The organism is Streptomyces sp. NBC_01460 (assembly GCF_036227405.1).
Classification (GTDB): Bacteria; Actinomycetota; Actinomycetes; order Streptomycetales; family Streptomycetaceae; genus Streptomyces.
The window spans coordinates 3,916,622-3,937,024 of record NZ_CP109473.1 but is presented as its reverse complement, the minus strand read 5'-3'; the positions used below and the strand labels follow the sequence as shown (position 1 = coordinate 3,937,024).

The following is a 20,403-nucleotide window of genomic DNA, read 5'->3' as shown; positions in this document are numbered from 1 at the left end:
GGCTACGCACGAGGCCGCGTGTGCCAGGCATTACAGTCGGCTGCATGACCAAGTGGGAATACGCGACCGTGCCCCTTCTCGTGCACGCGACCAAGCAGATTCTGGACACCTGGGGCGAGGACGGCTGGGAGCTGGTCCAGGTCGTTCCCGGCCCGAACAACCCCGAGCAGCTCGTGGCCTACCTGAAGCGGGAGAAGCCGTAGTGGCGGGCGCCGTCGAGGCGAAGCTCACCGAACTCGGCCTGACGCTCCCCGACGTCGTGCCGCCGCTGGCCTCCTACCAGCCGGCCGTGCGGTCCGGGGTGTACGTCTACACCTCCGGCCAGCTCCCGATGGTGGACGGCAAGCTCGCCGTCACCGGCAAGGTCGGCGCCGAGGTGACGGCGGACGAGGCCAAGGAGCTCGCGAAGACCTGCGCGCTGAACGCCCTGGCGGCCGTGAAGTCGGTCGCCGGTGACCTGGACCGGATCGCCCGTGTCGTGAAGGTCGTGGGCTTCGTCGCCTCGGCCTCGGACTTCACCGGGCAGCCGGGCGTGATCAACGGCGCGAGCGAGTTGCTGGGCGCCGTGCTGGGCGACAAGGGTGTACACGCCCGCAGCGCCGTGGGCGTCGCGGTGCTGCCGCTGGACGCGCCGGTGGAGGTCGAGGTCCAGGTCGAGCTCGTCGACGCCTGATCCGTACCGCCCGATCCCGCACTTTCGATCCCGTCCGGTCCCCGACCGGGCGGGATCGCCCGTGTCATGACCTGGCGGAGTCATGTGTGTAAGGGGCATGCATCGATCTGCGGACCCCTCGAACATCGGCGCGGTTCCGGATAGCCTCCGGCCATGTCGAACGGTCAGTGGTACCCACCGGAATGGCCCGCCCGGATCCGGGCCCTCGCCAGCGGCGAGCTGACAGCTGTGCCCCCCAGGCGCGCGGCCACGGTGATGCTGCTCCGGGACGACACCTCGGGACCGGGCACCGCCGGTCCGTCCGTCCACATGCTGCGCCGGCGCACCAGCATGGCCTTCGCCGGGGGCGCGTACGCCTATCCGGGTGGCGGGGTCGATCCGCGGGACGACGACCACCTCGTCGGCTGGGCCGGGCCGTCCCTGGAGACCTGGGCCGTGCGGCTGGGCGTCGGCTCGGCGGCGGAGGCCCAGGCCGTGGTCTGCGCCGCGGTCCGGGAGACGTACGAGGAGGCGGGTGTCCTGCTGGCCGGGCCGACCGCCGGCACCGTCGTCAGTGACACCACGGGCGCCGACTGGGAGGCCGACCGCCAGGCCCTCGTCGACCGTGAGCTGTCCTTCGCCGGCTTCCTGGACCGCCGGGGCCTGGTGCTCCGCTCCGATCTGCTGGCCGCGTGGGCACGCTGGATCACCCCGGCCTTCGAACCGCGGCGCTACGACACCTGGTTCTTCGTGGCCGCGCTCCCGGAGGGCCAGCGCACCCGGAACGCCTCCACCGAGGCCGACCGGACGGTGTGGATCCGCCCTGGGGACGCCGCCGACGGCTACGACAAGGGCGAACTGCTGATGATGCCGCCCACCGTGGCCACCCTGCGGGCGCTGAGGCCGTACGGGACGGCCGCGGAGGCGCTGAAGGCAGCGGATGCCCAGAACCTCGCTCCGGTGCTGGCAGAGGCCCGTATGGAGGGTGACGAGCTGGTGCTGAGCTGGCCGGGGCACGACGAGTTCACCAAACACGTCCCGACAGCGGGCGGGCCCGCCTCGCCTCCCGCGGGCACCGGCACGGACGGAAACCCCTCATGAGCGATGCGGCCGCCCTGCCCGGACAGCCCCGCGGCGGGGTCCTCTCCGGACCCGCCACGACCCGTACGGTCAACGTCCTGGCCCCCAACGCCTCGGCGATGACCCTGGACGGGACCAACACCTGGATCGTCGCGGAGCCGGACTCCGACCTCGCGGTCGTGATCGACCCCGGCCCGCTCGACGACGTACATCTGCGCGCCGTCGTCGCCGCCGCGGAGGGGTCGGGGAAGCGCGTCGGCCTCACCCTGCTCACCCACGGCCACCCCGACCACGCGGAGGGCGCGGCCCGGTTCGCCGAGCTCACACGCACGAAGGTGCGGGCCCTGGACGTGGCGCTGCGCCTGGGCGACGAGGGCCTCACGGCCGGCGACGTGATCACCACGGGAGGGCTCGAACTCCGGGTCGTCCCCACCCCGGGGCACACCGCGGACTCGCTCTCCTTCCATCTGCCCGCCGACCGGGCGGTGCTGACGGGCGACACGATCCTCGGGCGCGGGACCACGGTCGTCGCCCACCCGGACGGCAGGCTCGGCGACTACCTGGACACCCTGCGGCGACTGCGCTCGCTGACGGTCGACGACGGGGTGCACACCGTGCTGCCGGGGCACGGACCGGTGCTGGAGGACGCGCAGGGTGCCGTGGAGTTCTACCTCGCCCACCGGGCGAACCGCCTGGCCCAGGTCGAGACGGCCGTGGAGGCGGGACACCGGACGCCTGCCGAGGTCGTGGCGGCGGTGTACGCGGACGTGGACCGTTCCCTCTGGCCGGCGGCGGAGCTGTCGGTGCGGGCCCAGATGGAGTACCTGACCGAGCACGGTCTGATCTGAACCGGTCCGGGTGCGCACGCGAAAGGCCCCACCGGGTGGTGGGGCCTTTTCGGTGACGGTGCCGTGCCCGGTCCGTCTTCCGGCCACCGCGTGAGGGCGGGCGGAGGCGTCAGCGGGAGCGCTTCGCGAGCCGCTCCACGTCCAGCAGGATCACGGCGCGCGCCTCGAGCCGGAGCCAGCCGCGGCCCGCGAAGTCCGCGAGCGCCTTGTTGACCGTCTCGCGGGAGGCGCCGACCAGCTGGGCCAGCTCCTCCTGCGTCAGGTCGTGCACGACGTGGATGCCCTCCTCCGACTGCACACCGAAGCGGCGCGACAGGTCGAGGAGCGCACGGGCGACGCGCCCCGGTACGTCGGAGAAGACCAGGTCGGACATCTGGTCGTTGGTCTTGCGCAGGCGGCGGGCGACGGCGCGCAGCAGCGCGGTGGCCACCTCGGGGCGGGCGTTCAGCCAGGGCTGGAGGTCTCCGTGGCCCAGGCCGAGGAGCTTGACCTCGGTGAGCGCGGAGGCGGTCGCGGTGCGCGGACCCGGGTCGAAGAGCGACAGCTCACCGATCAGCTCACCGGGGCCGAGGACGGCCAGCATGTTCTCCCGGCCGTCGGGGGAGGTGCGGTGGAGCTTCACCTTGCCCTCGGTGACCACGTACAGGCGGTCGCCCGGGTCGCCCTCGTGGAACAGCGCGTCGCCGCGCGCGAGGGTCACCTCACTCATCGAGGCGCGGAGCTCCGCGGCCTGCTCGTCATCGAGCGCCGCGAAAAGCGGGGCGCGCCGCAGAACGTCGTCCACGAGTTCTCTCCTTGTCGGCCTGTTCAGGGAAGCGTGGTTTCCATGATGCCGGACGGTAAAACAGTGCGATCGATCACAAACCAGTTTGACGCACGGGCGTGCCGGACCCTACGGCAGGGGGCCGATTGGGCGTGGATACGCGGTGACCGGGGCGGATGTCAGCCCCTGGCTCTAGGCTGGCCGGGTGTCCGGAACGCCGGTGAGAGCGCAGGCCAAGGGGGCTGATGGGGTGTCGGGAGACAGGAATTCCGCTGTGGGCGAACAAGGTGGTCGAAGTGGTAAAAGAGCCGCAAATCGCCCAACGGGAGCAACTGCGTCGGCGAAGTCCGCGCAGTCGTCGGGCAAGCCCGTGAAGGCGTCGTCCGCGCCCGCGGCCAAGCCCGCGAAGCCGGAGTCGCACCTCGCCATGGTCCGCCGCGCCCGCCGGATCAACCGCGAGCTCGCCGAGGTCTATCCGTACGCCCATCCCGAGCTGGACTTCCGTAACCCCTTCGAGCTCTTGGTGGCGACGGTCCTCTCCGCGCAGACCACCGACCTGAGGGTCAACCAGACGACTCCCGCGCTCTTCGCCGCGTATCCGACGCCGGAGGACATGGCCGCCGCCGTCCCCGAGAAGCTGGAGGAGATCATCCGGCCGACCGGCTTCTTCCGGGCCAAGGCCCGGTCCCTGATGGGCCTGTCGGCCGCTCTGAGGGACGACTTCGGGGGAGAGGTCCCCGGCAGGCTGGCAGATCTCGTGAAGCTGCCCGGAGTCGGGCGCAAGACGGCCAACGTCGTCCTCGGCAACGCCTTCGGCGTACCCGGCATCACGGTGGACACCCACTTCGGCCGGCTGGTCCGCCGCTGGAAGTGGACCGAGCAGGAGGACCCGGAGAAGGTCGAGGCGGAGGTCGCGGCGATCTTCCCGAAGAGCGAGTGGACGATGCTCTCGCACCGCGTGGTCTTCCACGGCCGCCGCATCTGCCACTCCCGCAAGCCCGCCTGCGGTGCCTGTCCGATCGCTCCCCTCTGCCCCTCCTACGGAGAGGGCGAGACGGATCCCGAGAAGGCGAAGAAGCTCCTGAAGTACGAGATGGGCGGATATCCGGGCCAGCGCCTCAGCCCGCCTCCGGACTACCCGGGCATCCCCGCCCCGCCTCTGGGAGCCGGGTGAGCGGCCGTTCCTCCCGGTCTCCACGGGCGAGGTGCGAGCGGCCTGCGGGCGAGGGCGAACGGTGGCCCGGTGTCCGGCGGACGGGGGAGCGGTGCCCCGTGGTGGGCGGACCGGATCCGTTCGGAACGAGGCGACGCCCCTCCTCCGGGCGGACCGGATCCGTACGGGGCGAGGCGATGCCCCTCCTCCGGGCGGACCGGATCCGTTCGGAACGAATTGGCCGACGACAGGCGTTGCAACGACGGGGGTGCCCATGACGCACACACAGAGCAAACGGGCCGCGGCCGCCGCGGCCCCCACGGGGACGGGCGGGCAGCACGACGGCGCGCTCACCGTCTCCACCGACGGCCTGCCCGCCTGGCTCGAGCCCGTCGCGCGGGCGGCGCGGACCGTGCGGGCCGGGCAGCTCAGCCGCTTCCTGCCGCCGGAGAGCGGTGCGGGGCGCCAGTCGGCCGTGCTGATCCTCTTCGGCGAAGGGGAGCGTGGTCCTGAGCTGCTCCTGATGGAGCGCTCGGGGACCCTCCGCTCCCACGCCGGCCAGCCGTCGTTCCCGGGCGGCTCCCTCGACCCCGAGGACGGCGACCACACGACCACCGGGCCGCTCAGGGCCGCGCTGCGGGAGGCCGAGGAGGAGACGGGCCTCGATCCGAACGGGGTCCAGCTCTTCGGCGTGCTCCCCCGGCTCTACATCCCGGTGAGCAGCTTTGTCGTCACGCCCGTCCTCGGGTGGTGGCGGAAGCCGAGTCCGGTGGGTGCCGTCGACCCCGCCGAGACGGCACGGGTCTTCACCGCTACCGTGGCGGATCTCACGGACCCCGCCAATCGCGTCACCGTCGTCCATCCGAGCGGCCACCCGGGCCCCGCGTTCTTCGTCGAATCCGCACTGGTCTGGGGATTCACGGCCGGTGTGATCGACAGGATTGTCCACTACGCGGGGTGGGAACGCCCCTGGGACAGGACCAGGCAGGTGCCGCTCGACTGGCGCGCATGACAGGCTGACTCCCGTGCTGCGCTGTTCCGGGCCTGGCCCGGACCCCGTCGAACCGGACGGGCCAGGTGACGAATCTGCGAGGCTATAGACGGTGAACGTGCTGGACATCCTGCTGCTGGTCGGCGCCGTGTGGTTCGCGGTCATCGGCTACCGCCAGGGTTTCGTCGTCGGGATCCTGTCCGTGGTCGGCTTCCTGGGCGGCGGTCTCGTGGCCGTCTACCTGCTGCCGGTCATCTGGGACCAGGCGACCGACGGGTCGGAAGTCTCCTCCACCGCCGCCATCGTCGCGGTCGTGATCGTGATCGTGTGCGCCTCGGTGGGCCAGGCGTTCACCACGCACCTCGGCAACAGACTCCGCCGGTACATCACGTGGTCCCCGGCGCGCGCCCTGGACGCCACGGGCGGGTCCCTGGTCAACGTGGTGGCCATGCTCCTGGTCGCCTGGCTGATCGGCTCCGCACTGGCCGGTACGTCCCTGCCGACCCTGGGCAAGGAGGTCCGCAGCTCCTCGGTCCTGCTCGGGGTGTCCCGGGTGATGCCCGATCAGGCCTCGACCTGGTTCACCGACTTCTCCTCCGTCCTGGCGCAGAACGGCTTCCCGCAGGTCTTCAGCCCCTTCGCCAACGAGCCCATCACCGAGGTGGAGCCCCCCGACCCGGCGCTCGTCGGCAGCCCCGTCGCCGCCCGCGCCAAGAAGTCCATCGTCAAGGTCGTCGGCATGGCGCCGGGCTGCGGCAAGGTGCTCGAAGGTACCGGTTTCGTCTTCTCCGACCGCCGCGTGATGACCAACGCCCATGTGGTCGGCGGCGTCGACGAACCGACGGTCCAGATCGGCGGTGAGGGCCGGCTGTACGACGCCAAGGTCGTCCTCTACGACTGGCAGCGGGACATCGCCGTACTGGACGTCCCGGACCTGGACGCCGAGCCGCTGCGCTTCACCGGCACCGACGACGACGCGGGGAGCGGCGACAGCGCCATCGTCGCCGGATTCCCGGAGAACGGCGCCTACGACGTGCGCTCCGCCCGCATCCGGGGCCGTATCGACGCCAACGGCCCGGACATCTACCACCGGGGCACCGTGCGGCGCGATGTCTACTCGCTCTACGCGACGGTGCGCCAGGGCAACTCCGGTGGCCCGCTGCTCACTCCGGACGGCAAGGTGTACGGAGTGGTGTTCGCCAAGTCCCTCGACGACCCGGACACGGGCTACGCCCTCACGGCCGACGAGATCCGTGAGGACATCGAGATCGGCAAGTCGTCGGCCCAGGAGGTCGACAGCCAGGGCTGTGCGCTCTGAGGCCCTGACGTACGGGGGTCACGCACGGGCCCCGGACCTCAAGATCTCCGAGGCCCGGGGCGTGCGTACGGCATGACGTCCTGCGGCCCCTACGTCATCCGCGGGGGTGGCGCAGGCGTGCCGACACCCAGCGTGCCCGGCGGTGGAGAATGCGCGGAATTCCCAGCCGCAGATCATGGAAATCGCTCACATCGTGCACCCGGCTCAGCGAGCCGTCCCCCTCGTGAATGCTCGGACCGGCAAGAGCGGTCGAGCGGTGGTTGCGTGCTGCGTCATCGAAGTCGCGCGTCCAGCCCATACCCCGACGTCTGCCCGTGACCCAAGGTCGGTAATCGTGCGCAAGTCAGCCAATTGGCTTATGCGGCAGGCACGTGGCTGTGCGTCGGACACCTGTGCGTTTCGACTACCGGTCGGGCTCAGGGTCCTTGAGCCAGTTGATGAGTTCGGTCGAGAACCCGGCCGGATCCTCCTCGTGGGGGAAGTGCCCCAGACCGTCGAAAAGCCGCCACCGGTAGGGCGCCTCTACGTACTCGCCGGACCCCGCTGAACTACGGGTCCGGATCGCCGGGTCGAGAGATCCGTGAAGGTGCAGCGTGGGCACGCGCACCGGACGCTTCATCCGCCGGTTGAACTGCACGCCGTCCGGGCGGGCCAGGGAGCGCACCATCCAGCGGTACGGCTCGATCGAGCAGTGCGCCGTCGACGGGATGCACATCGCCCGCCGGTAGACGTCCACCGTCTTGTCGTCGGGGAAGTCCGAGGTGCGGGGTCCCGACCAGTCGCGGATCATCCGGGCGACCAACGCGGCGTCGTCCGCCACGAGCTGACGCTCCGGGACCCAGGGCCGCTGGAAGCCCCAGATGTGCGAGCCGGCCCGGGACTGCGCGAGGTCCGAGAGCATCGACGAACGCCAGCGGCGCGGATGCGGCATCGACGACACCACGAGCCGCCGCACCAGCTTCGGACGCATCACGGCGGCCGTCCAGGCGAGGTAGCCGCCCATGTCGTGGCCCACGAGCGCCGCGTCCGGCTCGCCGAGCGAGCGGATCACGCCGGTGACGTCGAGCGCCAGGTTCGCCGGGTCGTAGCCCCGGGGCGTGCGGTCGCTGCCGCCGACTCCACGCAGGTCCATGGCGACCGCGCGGTACCCGGCGTCGGCCAGGGCCGTCAGCTGATGGCGCCAGGTCCACCAGAACTGCGGGAACCCGTGGAGCAACAGCACCAGCGGGCCGTCACCGAGCTCGGCGATGTGGAAGCGCGCGCCGTTGGCCGCCACGTCACGGTGGGTCCAGGGCCCGTCGATGCGGACGGGGCCGCCGGAACCGGGAGCGGGCCCCAGCGGGCCCACCGGACCGGATGCGCTGAAATCGGGGTCGGTCATGTGGACGAGCGTGTCACAGGGAGAGCCTTGTCCTGGACAGGGCGGCTCTCGATGGCCTTGTCCGCGAGCGTGCTGCCCTGCGCCTGTTCGATCGCGCGTGCGGTGACGACAGGGCGGGGGTGCGGCTTGACGCCCTGCAGGACGGCCGCGGTCTGCTTGGCCGACGCGATGGACTTCTCCGGGGGCTTGACCTTCTTGAACTTGGCGAGTCCGAAGAGGGCGAGCAGGATGCCCAGAAGGATGAAGGCCCCGCCGACGATCAGGAACGACCAGGCGAGACCGAGCCCGAGATTGTGGATCCCGTACGCCGCGGCGAAGCTCAGCACGGGGATCGAGAACAGGATCAGCACACCCGTGACGATGAACGCCACACTGCCGATCACGCCGCGCTTGACGTCCTGACGGACCTCGGCCTTGGCAAGGGCGATCTCGTCGTGCACCAGCGCGGACATCTCAGCGGTGGCCGAAGCGAACAGCTGTCCGAGACTACGGTCGGTGCTGCCCGCGTAGTTGCCGGGGTCGCTCATCCCTGACTCCCTCTTCTCTTTGGTACATCCGATGTCAGATCATGCCGGACTGTCCGGCTTGCTGCTCGCTGCCCCCGCCCGTTCGGCAAGGCGGCGGTGCTCGGCAGCCTTCCTCTCGTGGATCGCGGCCATGCGCAGGTGGTACTCGGGATCGTCCTGCTCGTAGACGTCGGGCACCCCCGATTCGTCCTCGTCGCGCTCCTCCGCCTCGTACAGCGTCCTGTATCTGCGTACCCGCAGTTTCAGCAGTACACCGGAGAGTACGGCGGCGATGAGGGAACCGATGAGGACCGCGGCCTTGACCTCGTTGATCATGTCCTCGTCGCCGGCGAAGGCGAGCTCTCCGATGAGCAGCGAAACGGTGAATCCGATACCGGCCAGCGTGGCAACGGCGAAGACGTCCGCCCAGGCCAGGTCCTTGTTCAGTTCGGCCCGGGTGAAGCGGGTGACGAGCCAGGTGCCACCGAAGATGCCGATGGTCTTGCCGACGACCAGACCGAGGACCACTCCGAGCGTTTCGGGCCGGGTGAAGACGCCGGCCAGGGCATCGCCCTTGAGGGTGACGCCGGCCGAGAACAGGGCGAAGAGCGGGACCGCGACACCGGCCGACACCGGGCGCACGAGATGTTCGATGTGCTCACCCGGGGAGTGCGCCTCCCCCTCGCGGCGGGTGCAGCGCAGCATGAGGCCCATGGCGACGCCGGCGATCGTGGCGTGGACACCGCTGTTGTACATCAGCCCCCAGATGACGAGGGCGAGCGGGAGGTAGATGTACCAGCCCCGTACTTCTGTGCGCAGCAGGACGTAGAACACGAGCAGACCGGCGAAGGCGCCGCCGAGCGCCAGGAAGTTGATGTTCTCGGTGAAGAAGACCGCGATGATGAGGATCGCGAAGAGGTCGTCGACGACGGCGAGCGTCAGCAGGAAGGCACGCAGCGCGGCCGGCAGCGAGGTGCCGATGACCGCGAGCACGGCGAGGGCGAACGCGATGTCGGTGGCGGTGGGGACGGCCCAGCCGGAGAAGGAACCTCCACCCAGGGCTGCGGTCAGCGTATAGACGACGGCGGGGACCGCCATGCCGCAGAGGGCCGCGGCGACCGGTAGGGCCGCCGCCCGTGGGTCTCGCAGTTCACCGGCGACCAGCTCACGCTTGAGCTCCACGCCCGCGACGAAGAAGAAGACGGCGAGGAGCCCGTCGGCCGCCCAGTGGGCGACCGAGAGGTTCAGCCCCAGTGCTCCCGGGCCGAAGTGGAAGTGGCTCGCGGACGCGTAGCCGGAACCGAAGGTGTTCGCCCAGATCAGCGCGGCGACGGCCGCGACCAGCAGGAGGACTCCGCCGACCGTCTCGGTGCGCAGGGCCTCGGCGACGTAATTGCGCTCGGGGAGGGAGAGCCGGCCCAGCAGGGTGCGGCGGCCGGGCGGGGGTACGGGCGGGGCCACGAGGGAGACCTCCGGGTCGGATTGCGGCAGTGGTGGCATGGCGGATTCACATGCCGACCAGACTTCCCGGCGCCCCTGTGGAGATTTTCTTGTGAAGTTGTCGCGGTGCGCTTCTCGCGGCGTACTCGTGTCGGCCTGTCGGCGCGGATGTACAACGCACCTGACGTGCTCGCGTACACGCTAAGCGCACCCGATGTGCTCGGCCGACGCGTTCCGCTGACGAAGAACCACTCTACCTGGGCTGTCGGAAACCTATCCGGATTCGTCGGCCGCCGCCTGACGGCGTGTACCGACACCGACTGCTTCCTGGGCGTTGCGGGCACGGGGCCTGCGCCGGCCTGAACGTGCCTGAGCCGCACCTTGCGCTCCGGGACACAGGATCCAGGGCACGGGAAAGGGCACCCGGACAGCTTCCGGGTGCCCTCGACGGCGTGCGGACGGACCTGCTCCAGAAGGAGGTACGCCTGCCGTCCCCTGTGCCCTAGTCCTCCGAGGAAGCGGAGGGCAGTTGTGTCTGGATGAGGGACATGACGGAGGAGTCGGTGAGGGTGGTGACGTCGCCGAGTTCGCGGTTTTCGGCGACGTCGCGCAGGAGGCGGCGCATGATCTTGCCGGAGCGGGTCTTGGGGAGTTCGGCGACCGGGAGGACCCGCTTGGGCTTCGCGATGGGTCCGAGGGTGGTGCCGACGTGGTTGCGGAGCTCTGCGACGAGTTCCTCGGAGGCGGTGGCGGTGCCGCGCAGGATGACGAAGGCGACGATGGCTTGGCCGGTCGTCTCGTCGTTGGCGCCTACGACGGCGGCCTCGGCGACCGAGGGGTGGGAGACGAGGGCGGACTCGACCTCGGTGGTGGAGATGTTGTGGCCGGAGACGAGCATGACGTCGTCCACCCGGCCCAGCAGCCAGATGTCGCCGTCCTCGTCCTTCTTGGCACCGTCGCCGGCGAAGTACTTGCCTTCGAAGCGTGACCAGTAGGTGTCGATGAACCGCTGGTCGTCGCCCCAGATGGTGCGCAGCATCGAGGGCCAGGGCTGGGTCAGGACGAGGTAGCCGCCTCCGCCGTCGGGTACCTCGCGGGCCTCGTCGTCCACGACGGTGGCGCAGATGCCGGGCAGGGCGCGCTGGGCGGAGCCGGGCTTGGTCTCGGTGACCCCGGGGAGCGGTGAGATCATCATGGCGCCGGTCTCGGTCTGCCACCAGGTGTCCACGATCGGGCAGGTGTCGGCGCCGATGTGCTTGCGGTACCAGATCCACGCCTCGGGGTTGATCGGCTCACCGACCGAGCCGAGGACCCGCAGGGAGGTGAGGTCGTACTTCGCGGGGATGTCGTCGCCCCACTTCATGAACGTGCGGATCGCGGTCGGCGCGGTGTAGAGGATCGTCACGCCGTACTTCTGGACGATCTCCCAGAAGCGCCCCTGGTGCGGGGTGTCGGGAGTCCCCTCGTACATGACCTGGGTCGCGCCGTTGGCCAGCGGGCCGTAGACGATGTAGGAGTGCCCGGTCACCCAGCCGATGTCGGCGGTGCACCAGTACACATCGGACTCGGGCTTGAGGTCGAACACCGCGTGATGCGTGTACGCCGCCTGGGTGAGGTATCCGCCCGAGGTGTGCAGGATGCCCTTCGGCTTGCCTGTCGTCCCCGACGTGTAGAGCACGAACAGCGGCTGCTCGGCGTCGAAGGCCTGCGGGGTGTGCTCGGCCGGCTGCCGTGCGGTGATCTCGTGCCACCACACGTCCCGGCCCTCGACCCAGGCGGTGTCCTGCCCGGTACGCCGGACCACCAGGACGTGCTCGACGCTGTCGATGCGCGAGACGGCGTCGTCCACCGCGGGCTTGAGGGCGGAGGGCTTGCCGCGGCGGTAGCCGCCGTCGGCGGTGATGACGACCTTGGCGTCCGCGTCCTGGATACGGGCGGCGATCGCGTCGGCGGAGAAGCCGCCGAAGACCACCGAGTGCGCCGCGCCGATGCGGGCGCAGGCCAGCATCGCGACGGCGGCCTCGGGGATCATCGGCAGGTAGACGGCGACCCGGTCGCCCCGGGTGACACCGAGCTCGGTCAGCGCGTTCGCGGCGCGGGAGACCTCGTCCTTCAGCTGCGCGTAGGTGATCGCGCGGCTGTCGCCGGGCTCGCCCTCGAAGTGGATGGCGACCCGGTCGCCGTTACCCGCCTCGACGTGCCGGTCCACACAGTTGTACGCGACGTTGAGCTTCCCGTCCGCGAACCACTTCGCGAAGGGCGGATTGCTCCAGTCCAGGGTCTCGGTCGGCTCCGTGGCCCAGGACAGGCGGCGGGCCTGCTCGGCCCAGAAGCCCAGCCTGTCCGCCTCGGCCCGCTCGTACGCCTCCGCCGTCACATTGGCGTTCGCGGCCAGATCGGCAGGCGGCGCGAACCGCCGCTCCTCCTTGAGCAGATTGGAGAGAGAGGAAGGCTCGCTCATGCTGCGGTCTCCTCCTCGAGCAGATTGGCCAGGCTTTCGTTACTCACGACATCTCCCATTCCCAGGGTGTCCGTTGTGTCCCGGAGGACAGCTCATCAGGCCGCGGGCCAGGTGACAAGTGCCTGCCGGGAATTGGTTTAGACCTGTGTCCCGTGTTGAGGAGTCAGAGGTCCCGCTTCCACGAGCAGCGCTCTGCGTCGCGAAAGCGGGACCACAAGGTCTCACGGACCGGGTAGGGGAGTGGTTCAGGCGCCGACGGTGGTGCCGGGGGCGGCGTGCAGCGCTTCGGCGCCGGACTCCGCACTCCATTCCGCGCCCGGGGCGACCCGGACGAAGACCTCATCGGGCCCGGTTCCGGAGCTGGCGCCCTCCGTCAGCAGATAGGCCTGCGCCTCACCGACATGGAAGTACATGCCGTGCAGTTGCAGGGTGCCGGCCGCCAGCCTGCGTGCCACCGACTCGTGCGCACGCAGGTGCTCGAGTTGCTGGACCACGTTGGTCAGACAGAGCTGCTCGATCGCGTCGGTAGGCAGCCGTCCGGCGATGCGCGCCCAGGAGTGATGGCGCGAGCGCATGCGTTCCAGGCTCGGCAGGCCGTGCCGCAGCCAGCGCCACAGCGGTGTCCGGGGAGTGTCCGGCGCCGCGCCCAACAAGGCTTGCATCGCCCCGCATCCGGAGTGGCCGCACACGGTGATGGACTCGACCTCCAGCACGTCCACGGCGTACTCGATGGCGGCAGCCACGGAATCGTCGTTGCTCGACTCGTCACCGGTGCCCGGCGGTGGCACCAGATTGCCGACGTTCCGCACGGTGAAGAGGTCTCCCGGGCCGCTCGCCGTGATCATGCTGGTGACCAGACGGGAGTCGGCACAGGTGAGGAACAGCTGCGAAGGCCGCTGTCCTTCGGCAGCCAGTCTGGCCAGCTCTTCCCGGACCAGCGGGGCCGTGGTCCGCTGGAACGAACTGAGGCCGCTGAGGAGGCGATGGGCGCCGTGCCGATGGCGGGAGGACGCGGCCCGGTCCGTGGGAGGGGTCTCCGGGGCGGTCTGCGTAGCGGCCACGGCGGTGGTCGGCCTGGCGTCCTGCGCACGGTCGTGACAGTGGTGGTTACGCCACGGGGTCCATGGTCGGCAGCAGGAGTGGGCCGCCGATGCGGGCTCGGCGATCCGGCCGCCGGAACGCCCGGTGAACTCGATCCGGCCGCCCATCGCTGTCTGCGCCGCGTACCAGTCCTGGATCGTCTCGTACGCGGCGTGGTCCATGAAGAAGCCGTCCAGCTCGACCACGGCGTCGACCCCGTGCGGGAGTCGTCCGAGCAGGCGGCTGAGGCGGGGTACGGCCAGGAAGGTCAGCTGACCGCGGGCGGACACGAGGTAGCGGCCGTCCTGCTCCGTCACGGTGATCCTCGTCCGGGCAAGCCGGTGCAGGGCGACGGCCACTGCCACGACGATGCCGATCGCCACACCCTCGAGGACCCCGGCGAGGATCACGCCGCTGATCGTCGCGCCGTAGACCAGGAACTCCCGATGTCTGTGGACCTTGCGGATGTGGGCGAAGCTGACCATCTGGATACCCACCACCATGACGAGGGCGGCGAGCGCCGCCAGGGGAATCCACTCGAGCGCGGTGACCAGCAGAACGGCCGCCAGGAGCACCCAGACGCCGTGCATCACGGTGGAGGCGCGGCTCTCCGCGCCCGCCCGCACATTCGCGGAGCTGCGTACAGCGCCCCCGGATACAGCGAGTCCTCCTGCCAGCCCCGAGAGCGCGTTGGCGACACCCTGGGCCCGCAACTCGCGGTCGAGATCGGATCGCTCGACCGGCGGGGGCGGCGTGGATCCGTTCTTCGGCGTGGTGGTCGATCGGTCCGCTGCCAGCTTGTCCACGGAGACCGCGGCGAGCAGGGATTCGAGGCTGGCCACCAGCATGACCGTGAACACCGCTGCCGCCAGACCGGCAACCGGGCCCTGCGGCAGCTCGGGCAGTGCGTGCGAGCGCCATGACGGCAGGTCCACCCTGGCGATCCCGGGGGTTGCCACGGCGGCCACCGCGGTGGCAACGACCACGGCGGCGAGTGCGGCAGGGATTCTGCCGAGCGAGGCTCCGAGTCGTCCGGGCAGACGCGGCCAGACGACGAGGAGGGCGATCGTGAGCGCTCCGATGAGAGGCGCCGCCGGCTCGAACTGCGCCAAGTGGGCCGGTAGCGCGAGCACGTTGTCGAGGGCGGAGCTCTGCGGCGCCTCGCCGAGCACGATGTGCAGCTGAGCGAGAGCGATGGCCACGCCGATACCCGCGAGTGTGCCGTGGACGATGGCGGGGCTGACGGCGAGAGCGCTGCGGGCCGCTCTCAGCGAACCCAGCAGGATCTGCAGGAGCCCCGCCCCGACGGTGATCGCGCAGGTGGTGCGCCAGCCGTAGATCTGGATCAACTCGGCTGTCACCACGGTCAGTCCGGCGGAGGGCCCACTGACTTGGAGAGGGGTGCCGCCCAGAAGCCCGGCGACGATGCCGCCGATCGCGGCCGAGACCAGACCGGCGGCGAGGGGGGCGTCCATGGCTACGGCGAGACCGAGCGACATGGGAACGGCGATCAGGAAGACAGTGATCGATGCGGACAGATCGGCGCCCGAGACGCGGAAGCGTCCGCGACGGGGCGGTGGCGGCGGACTGTGTGGACGCTTGAATCCCGAGGCGCGGGAAGGGCGCGCCTTGCGGGATGAGTGGTCGTCGCGGGTAGGGACGCAGGCAGACATGTTCCCGTCTCCTCCGGGGCAGCGCGGTCGCGGTAAATGAGTGACAGCGGCCGTGGGTCACGGCGTGCAGCGGTGGGGTACAGCGGCGGGATTTCTCAACTCTCCGTAAATGAATCGTAATGGAGAGTAAAGAAGGGTGTCCATGTTTTCGAGCAGATAGCCCAATGAGCCACTCGTTCAAGTGAATAAGCAGCTTTTCATTCGGCTTGTCGTACTGATTCCAGCAGGGCTGCGTGTGAGGTTGGCCGCGCCGCATCGGCACTTGACCGCACGAATCCTGCAAGGAAGAGGGTGGACGGATGATGGCCGCCACGAAGCGGATCGCCCTGGGTGCCGTGGTCACGGCCCTGGTCGCCGGTCTCGCCGGCTGTTCGGGCCCCGGCACGGGGGCTGCCGGCCCCGGAGCCGGGAGGGGAGCGGCTGAGGGGAACTCGCCGGCGGCGGCGCCGAAGGCGGCGGTCGACCTCATCGGTGACGGTTCCACGGCCTTCACGGGAGCCCAGCCGAAACTTCCCGCGGTCAAGCGTCTCGTGCCAGGCCGAAAGCCTCCGCAATTCGTGGTGTTCTCCTGGGACGGTGCGGGCGAGGACAGCCAGAAGCTGTTCTCACATTTCCGGGAGGTCGCGAAGAAGTACGACGCGAGGATGACGTATTTCCTGAGCGGCGTGTACCTCCTGCCGGAGGAGAGGAAGGCTCTCTACGACCCGCCCCAGCACGCGGCGGGCCGCTCCGACATCGGGTTCAACGACACCGAGGGAATTCGGCACACGCTGACGGAGCTGCGTGCCGCGTGGCTGGACGGAAACGAGATCGGTACCCACTTCAACGGGCACTTCTGTGGGCCGGACGGGGGTGTGGGCACCTGGTCGGTGGAGGAGTGGAAGAGCGAGATCAGCCAGGCGAAGGCGTTCGTGAAGGGGTGGAAGACCAACACCCCGGCTCTCAAGGGCGAGGCCCCTTTGCCCTTCGACTACGACAAGGAGCTCATCGGCGCACGCACCCCGTGTCTGGAGGGCCAGAAGAACATGGTCGCCGCCGCACGGACCATGGGATTCCGCTACGACTCCAGCGGCGTCGGCAATCAGGTCTGGCCGGCGAAGAAGGACGGGCTCTGGGACCTCCCGCTGCAGCTCGTCCCCGTACCGGGCCGCGCGTTCGAGACGCTGTCGATGGACTACAACTTCATGTTCAACCAGTCCGGCACGACGACACAGGGCGACCCGGACAAGCACGAGTACTGGGGAAACCAGATGCGGGACGGCCTGCTCCAGGCGTTCGACCGCGCCTACAACGGCAACCGTGCGCCACTGATCATCGGTAACCACTTCGAATCCTGGAACGGCGGCAGCTACATGCGCGCGGTCGAGGAGACGATCAAGACGGTGTGCACTCAGCAGGACGTGCGATGTGTGTCCTTCCGCCAGCTCGCCGACTGGCTGGACGCGCAGGATCCCGCGGTGCTCGCGAAGCTGGGAACACTGAAGGTGGGGCAGGAGCCCGAGCCGGGCTGGACGGCCTTCCTCGCGGGAACGGCTCCGGGGAAGCCTGCGGCCAGCCCCGTGCCTGCCAGGCCGGCGGACGAGCCGGCAGGCAAGGGGGTCGGTGGGAGCGCGGACCAGGAGGTCGGTCCCGGCGCCACTCCGCCCGGTCAGACCGGCTGAGCGGCACCCGTTTCCGCGCAGTGCTCGTGAAGGACGAAGGCGGGGTCGACCTGGGCAGCCAGGTCGGCGCCCGTCTTCTCGTTGCCCCAGCTCTCCGCGTTCTTCAGATGGAAGTGCACCATCTGCCGTGTGTAGCGCTCCCAGTCACGCAGCTCGTACGAATCCTCCGCGGCGTTCTGCAGGGCCTGCAGGGCCATCCGGTTGTCCGCCTCCAGCAGATCGAACGGGGCGGGGCGGCCCTTCTCCATCGTCCGTACCCAGTCGGACTGGCCGATGCCGACCAGCAGGTCGTCGCCGACCTCGTCACGCAGGAAGTCGAGATCGTCCGCGCTCTGCACCTTGTTGCCCACCACCTTCAGCGCGATGCCGAAGTCCCGCGCGTACTCCTTGTACTGGCGGTAGACGGAGACTCCCTTCCGGGTCGGTTCGGCGACGAGGAAGGTCAGGTCGAAACGGGTGAACATTCCCGACGCGAACGAATCCGACCCCGCGGTCATGTCGACCACCACGTACTCGTCCGGGCCGTCGACCAGGTGGTTCAGGCAGAGCTCGACCGCCCCGACCTTGGAGTGGTAGCAGGCGACACCGAGGTCGGACTCGGTGAACGGGCCGGTGGCCATCAGCCGGATGTCCCCGTCGTCGAGACGGACCGTACGGGCGCAGGCGTCGTAGACCGGGTTCTCCTCGCGGACACGGAGGAGCCGGGACCCTTCCCCCGGGGGCGTCGTCTTGATCATCGTCGCCGCGGAGGCGATGCGGGGGTTACTTCCTCGGAGGTAGTCCTTGATGAGGGGCAGCTGTGCGCCCATGGCGGGCAGCGCGGCCGCCTCCGTCTCGTCCAGGCCGAGGGCGGCTCCGAGGTGCTGGTTGATGTCGGCGTCCACCGCGACGACATGGGCTTCATTGGCAGCGAGGTGGCGGATGAAGAGCGAGGACAGCGTGGTCTTGCCGCTGCCGCCCTTCCCCACGAAAGCGATCTTCATGTTCACCTAGGGTAGCGGTGCCATCGCTCAGTGCTGTCACTCTTCGTGAAGAAGGCCACTCCTGGGCGGCATCCGGACGTGGGACGCGTAGCCTCCCTACTTATGAGTACGACTTCCTCGGACCCGCTTGCCGCCCTCGCCGACCTCCCGGGCGTGGCCGACGCGGTGGACTCCGTGCGCAAGGCGGTGGACAGGGTCTACGGGCACCGCGTCATGCGGCGCCGCAGCAACGAGGTCACTGCGGAGGCGGCCCTGCGGGGCTCTCGTGGTTCGGCGGCGCTCTCGGGGGCCGACTGGAATCTCGAGGAGGTCCGTCGGCGTACGGACTTCAGCGGTGAGGCCGAGGCGCGCGTCGTCGGTGCGGCCCTCAGGCTCACGGCGGAGGCCGGGCAACTGCTCTCGATCTGGCGGCAGTCACCCCTGCGTGTTCTGGCCCGGCTGCATCTGGTGGCGGCGGGCGGCGCGACTCCCGATGACACGGTCGGCCGGCCCCGCCTGGCAGGTGAGCCGGTCGACGAGCCATTGATCGAGGCTCCGGTCCCGGACGCGGGCGAGGTGTCCGGGCGGCTCGAAGGGCTGTCCGGGCTGGTCATCGCCGGTAGCTCGGCGCCCGCCCTGGTGACATCGTCGGTGGTGCACGGCGAGTTGCTGGCATTGCGCCCCTTCGGGTCGCACAACGGACTGGTCGCCCGTACGGCCGAGCGGATCGTGCTGATCGGAAGTGGGCTCGACCCCAAGTCGATCTGCCCTGCCGAGGTCGGGCACGCGGAGCAGGGGCGTGCGGCCTATGTGGCGGCGTTCGAGGGCTATCTCTCCGGCAGGCCGGAGGGTATGGCCGCCTGGATCGCCCACTGCGGCCGTTCGGTGGGTCTCGGCGTAAGGGAATCCACGGCGGTGTGTGAGGCGCTGCAGCGCGGCGCGGCCTGAACCGGTCGAGCGCGCGAGTGTGGTGGCTGAGCGGTGGCGCTGGATCCCGGTGCGGCGGGTGATGCGGCGAGTGGCGCCGGCTGCGGGTGCGCGGCGTGATACCCCCGAAAGGGTTGCGGCGGTACCGTCTCCGGTACCGCCGCTGGCACGTCCGCCCAGTTACCAAGCGTCCTCGATATGTGCCCATCAGGTCGGGTTCTTTGCCCGTCCCTGGTGCGGCTGGCCCGTAATCGACGGGTCGACGTCGCGTGGGTACCCGGCTTCCGTACTCGGTCCGTGGGGCCATCTCTGCGTGAAAAGGTGATCCTCTCGGATGTCCTTCGGTCTCGCGGGCCGTTGAATCCTTTGTACTCCTGGACCAGGGTGAGCGGAAGTCCTGGCCACGCTTCTTTACTTTTGCCTTCAAATGCTGTCGAGACAGGCATTCCGGGTGTACGTCGTGGGTGGGCTGTGGCGCGGGGTGCGGGGAAGCGGGGCCCCTTGAGTGCTGTGTCAGGTCAGGTGGCGAGTGCGGCGGCGCGGCGGCGGTTGGCGTACCAGACCACGCCCGCCGTCACGGCTGCCGCGCCCAGTGCGGCGGCGGCCACCAGGGCCGGTCGAGGCGGCATCGAGAACGCGGGCAGGCGCTGCTTGAGCCGGACCGGTCGGTCGAAGACGAGAATCGGCCATTCCCGCAGGGTGGCCTCGCGCCGCAGCGCCCGGTCCGGATTGACGGCGTGCGGATGACCTACCGACTCCAGCATGGGTACGTCGGTGGCGGAGTCGCTGTACGCGTAGCAGCGCGAGAGGTCGTAGCCCTCCGATTCGGCGAGCGCCCTGACCGCCTCCGCCTTGGTGGGGCCGTAGGCGTAGTACTCGATCTCGCCGGTGAAGCAGCCGTCATCCCCCACGACCATCCGGGTGGCGACCACCCGGTCGGCGCCGAGCAGTTCCCCGATCGGTTCCACGACTTCGGCGCCGGAGGTCGAAACGATGACCACGTCGCGGCCGGCGGTGTGGTGCTCCTCGATGAGGGTTGCCGCCTCGTCGTAGATGATCGGGTCGATCAGCTCGTGCAGGGTCTCGGCGACGAGGTCCTTGACCTGCTGGACGTTCCACCCCTTGCAGAGCGCCGAGAGGTAGTCGCGCATCCGCTCCATCTGATCGTGGTCCGCGCCCCCGGCAAGGAAGACGAACTGTGTGTATGCGGTGCGCAGTACGGCGCGGCGGTTGATCAGCCCGCCTTGGTAGAAGGACTTGCTGAAGGTCAGCGTCGATGACTTCGCAATGACCGTCTTGTCCAGGTCAAAGAAGGCTGCTGAGCGCGGTGAGAAGCAGTTTTCCACAAAGCTGAGCATAGGGGCCCGCCATTCGGCGTAAAGCTCCGGCGGGTGGGTTTGCCTGAGAAGGGGCTCGGGTACACCATGGAAGTCACGGATCGTTCGCGACCGTGCTAACCCGGTCCGACTCCTCCCCCCCCGAGTCGGCCGTGGGGACGACCCCCGCT

Annotated in this window: 17 protein-coding genes and 1 pseudogene; 9 read left to right on the top strand and 9 right to left on the bottom strand. The window is 69.8% G+C overall.

Features of this window, described 5'->3' with window-relative positions; all coding sequences use genetic code 11:
* Nucleotides 1–44 precede the first annotated feature (44 nt).
* From OG488_RS17440 to OG488_RS17425, 4 genes are all read left to right on the top strand, one after another.
* Nucleotides 45–203 carry a DUF4177 domain-containing protein gene (locus OG488_RS17440; protein WP_019992579.1) on the top strand — a complete coding sequence of 53 codons (159 nt, stop codon included), beginning with the start codon at nucleotides 45–47 and terminating at the stop codon, nucleotides 201–203.
* Nucleotides 203–673 carry a RidA family protein gene (locus OG488_RS17435; protein ID WP_329230312.1) on the top strand — a complete coding sequence of 157 codons (471 nt, stop codon included), beginning with the start codon at nucleotides 203–205 and terminating at the stop codon, nucleotides 671–673. Before OG488_RS17440 ends, OG488_RS17435 begins: the two co-directional genes overlap by 1 nt.
* Nucleotides 674–826: 153 nt before the next feature.
* On the top strand, nucleotides 827–1,753 hold the full coding sequence (locus tag OG488_RS17430; protein ID WP_329230310.1) for an NUDIX hydrolase: 927 nt from the start codon (nucleotides 827–829) through the stop codon (nucleotides 1,751–1,753).
* Entirely contained in the window at nucleotides 1,750–2,580 is an 831-nt protein-coding gene (locus tag OG488_RS17425; RefSeq protein WP_329230308.1) for an MBL fold metallo-hydrolase, read from the top strand. The genes OG488_RS17430 and OG488_RS17425 overlap by 4 nt, the downstream gene beginning before the upstream one ends.
* 109 nt (nucleotides 2,581–2,689) lie before the next feature.
* On the opposite strand, the gene OG488_RS17420 is transcribed toward OG488_RS17425, so the two are convergent.
* Nucleotides 2,690–3,364: a Crp/Fnr family transcriptional regulator gene (locus OG488_RS17420; RefSeq protein ID WP_031090867.1), complete on the bottom strand. Its 675-nt coding sequence runs from the start codon at nucleotides 3,362–3,364 to the stop codon at nucleotides 2,690–2,692.
* A 406-nt stretch (nucleotides 3,365–3,770) separates the two neighbouring features.
* Between OG488_RS17420 and nth the strand changes: the two genes are divergently transcribed.
* The 3 genes from nth (at nucleotide 3,771) to OG488_RS17405 (ending at nucleotide 6,805) form a co-directional block, all read left to right on the top strand.
* The gene (gene nth / locus OG488_RS17415) at nucleotides 3,771–4,517 is read left to right on the top strand and encodes an endonuclease III (protein WP_406466296.1); all 747 of its coding nucleotides are present in this window, start codon (nucleotides 3,771–3,773) and stop codon (nucleotides 4,515–4,517) included.
* Between the two features lie 253 nt (nucleotides 4,518–4,770).
* On the top strand, nucleotides 4,771–5,508 hold the full coding sequence (locus OG488_RS17410) for an NUDIX hydrolase (RefSeq protein ID WP_329230305.1): 738 nt from the start codon (nucleotides 4,771–4,773) through the stop codon (nucleotides 5,506–5,508).
* A 91-nt stretch (nucleotides 5,509–5,599) separates the two neighbouring features.
* A complete protein-coding gene (locus OG488_RS17405) occupies nucleotides 5,600–6,805 on the top strand; it encodes a MarP family serine protease (RefSeq protein WP_329230303.1) in 1,206 nt (401 codons plus the stop codon).
* 94 nt (nucleotides 6,806–6,899) lie between these two features.
* Here OG488_RS17405 and OG488_RS17400 read toward each other — a convergent pair whose 3' ends face one another.
* The 6 genes and pseudogenes from OG488_RS17400 to OG488_RS17375 form a co-directional block, all read right to left on the bottom strand.
* Nucleotides 6,900–7,103 (bottom strand): hypothetical protein, encoded by a 204-nt coding sequence (locus tag OG488_RS17400; RefSeq protein ID WP_329230301.1) that lies wholly within the window; start codon nucleotides 7,101–7,103, stop codon nucleotides 6,900–6,902.
* A 105-nt stretch (nucleotides 7,104–7,208) separates the two neighbouring features.
* Nucleotides 7,209–8,186: an alpha/beta fold hydrolase gene (locus tag OG488_RS17395; RefSeq protein ID WP_329230300.1), complete on the bottom strand. Its 978-nt coding sequence runs from the start codon at nucleotides 8,184–8,186 to the stop codon at nucleotides 7,209–7,211.
* A complete protein-coding gene (locus OG488_RS17390) occupies nucleotides 8,183–8,713 on the bottom strand; it encodes a phage holin family protein (protein ID WP_329230298.1) in 531 nt (176 codons plus the stop codon). Before OG488_RS17390 ends, OG488_RS17395 begins: the two co-directional genes overlap by 4 nt.
* A 39-nt stretch (nucleotides 8,714–8,752) precedes the next feature.
* Entirely contained in the window at nucleotides 8,753–10,192 is a 1,440-nt protein-coding gene (nhaA, locus tag OG488_RS17385; protein WP_443074225.1) for a Na+/H+ antiporter NhaA, read from the bottom strand.
* 442 nt (nucleotides 10,193–10,634) lie between these two features.
* Nucleotides 10,635–12,652, bottom strand: a pseudogene (gene acs, locus OG488_RS17380) (acetate--CoA ligase).
* Nucleotides 12,653–12,838: 186 nt separating this feature from the next.
* On the bottom strand, nucleotides 12,839–15,346 hold the full coding sequence (locus OG488_RS17375; protein WP_329230297.1) for a SulP family inorganic anion transporter: 2,508 nt from the start codon (nucleotides 15,344–15,346) through the stop codon (nucleotides 12,839–12,841).
* 299 nt (nucleotides 15,347–15,645) lie between these two features.
* Here OG488_RS17375 and OG488_RS17370 point away from each other — a divergent pair, with 299 nt between their 5' ends.
* The gene (locus OG488_RS17370) at nucleotides 15,646–17,007 is read left to right on the top strand and encodes a hypothetical protein (protein WP_329230295.1); all 1,362 of its coding nucleotides are present in this window, start codon (nucleotides 15,646–15,648) and stop codon (nucleotides 17,005–17,007) included.
* Here OG488_RS17370 and OG488_RS17365 read toward each other — a convergent pair.
* The gene (locus OG488_RS17365) at nucleotides 16,995–17,990 is read right to left on the bottom strand and encodes an ATP-binding protein (RefSeq protein WP_329230293.1); all 996 of its coding nucleotides are present in this window, start codon (nucleotides 17,988–17,990) and stop codon (nucleotides 16,995–16,997) included. The two genes, OG488_RS17370 and OG488_RS17365, sit on opposite strands and share 13 nt — an antisense overlap.
* Nucleotides 17,991–18,092: 102 nt before the next feature.
* Between OG488_RS17365 and OG488_RS17360 the strand changes: the two genes are divergently transcribed.
* A complete protein-coding gene (locus OG488_RS17360; RefSeq protein WP_329230292.1) occupies nucleotides 18,093–18,917 on the top strand; it encodes an oxidoreductase in 825 nt (274 codons plus the stop codon).
* Between the two features lie 497 nt (nucleotides 18,918–19,414).
* Here OG488_RS17360 and OG488_RS17355 read toward each other — a convergent pair whose 3' ends face one another.
* On the bottom strand, nucleotides 19,415–20,254 hold the full coding sequence (locus OG488_RS17355) for an HAD family hydrolase (RefSeq protein WP_329230290.1): 840 nt from the start codon (nucleotides 20,252–20,254) through the stop codon (nucleotides 19,415–19,417).
* Nucleotides 20,255–20,403 lie beyond the last annotated feature (149 nt).

What these genes read in the sequence shown, in the direction of transcription:
- OG488_RS17440 (WP_019992579.1), top strand. Translation starts at nt 45, where the DNA reads ATGACCAAGTGGGAATACGCGACCGTGCCCCTTCTCGTGCACGCGACC.
- OG488_RS17430 (WP_329230310.1), top strand. Translation starts at nt 827, where the DNA reads ATGTCGAACGGTCAGTGGTACCCACCGGAATGGCCCGCCCGGATCCGG.
- OG488_RS17425 (WP_329230308.1), top strand. Translation starts at nt 1,750, where the DNA reads ATGAGCGATGCGGCCGCCCTGCCCGGACAGCCCCGCGGCGGGGTCCTC.
- nth (WP_406466296.1), top strand. Translation starts at nt 3,771, where the DNA reads ATGGTCCGCCGCGCCCGCCGGATCAACCGCGAGCTCGCCGAGGTCTAT.
- OG488_RS17410 (WP_329230305.1), top strand. Translation starts at nt 4,771, where the DNA reads ATGACGCACACACAGAGCAAACGGGCCGCGGCCGCCGCGGCCCCCACG.
- OG488_RS17400 (WP_329230301.1), bottom strand. Translation starts at nt 7,103, where the DNA reads ATGGGCTGGACGCGCGACTTCGATGACGCAGCACGCAACCACCGCTCG.
- OG488_RS17395 (WP_329230300.1), bottom strand. Translation starts at nt 8,186, where the DNA reads ATGACCGACCCCGATTTCAGCGCATCCGGTCCGGTGGGCCCGCTGGGG.
- OG488_RS17390 (WP_329230298.1), bottom strand. Translation starts at nt 8,713, where the DNA reads ATGAGCGACCCCGGCAACTACGCGGGCAGCACCGACCGTAGTCTCGGA.
- nhaA (WP_443074225.1), bottom strand. Translation starts at nt 10,192, where the DNA reads ATGCCACCACTGCCGCAATCCGACCCGGAGGTCTCCCTCGTGGCCCCG.
- OG488_RS17375 (WP_329230297.1), bottom strand. Translation starts at nt 15,346, where the DNA reads ATGTCTGCCTGCGTCCCTACCCGCGACGACCACTCATCCCGCAAGGCG.
- OG488_RS17370 (WP_329230295.1), top strand. Translation starts at nt 15,646, where the DNA reads ATGATGGCCGCCACGAAGCGGATCGCCCTGGGTGCCGTGGTCACGGCC.
- OG488_RS17365 (WP_329230293.1), bottom strand. Translation starts at nt 17,990, where the DNA reads ATGAAGATCGCTTTCGTGGGGAAGGGCGGCAGCGGCAAGACCACGCTG.
- OG488_RS17360 (WP_329230292.1), top strand. Translation starts at nt 18,093, where the DNA reads ATGAGTACGACTTCCTCGGACCCGCTTGCCGCCCTCGCCGACCTCCCG.
- OG488_RS17355 (WP_329230290.1), bottom strand. Translation starts at nt 20,254, where the DNA reads ATGCTCAGCTTTGTGGAAAACTGCTTCTCACCGCGCTCAGCAGCCTTC.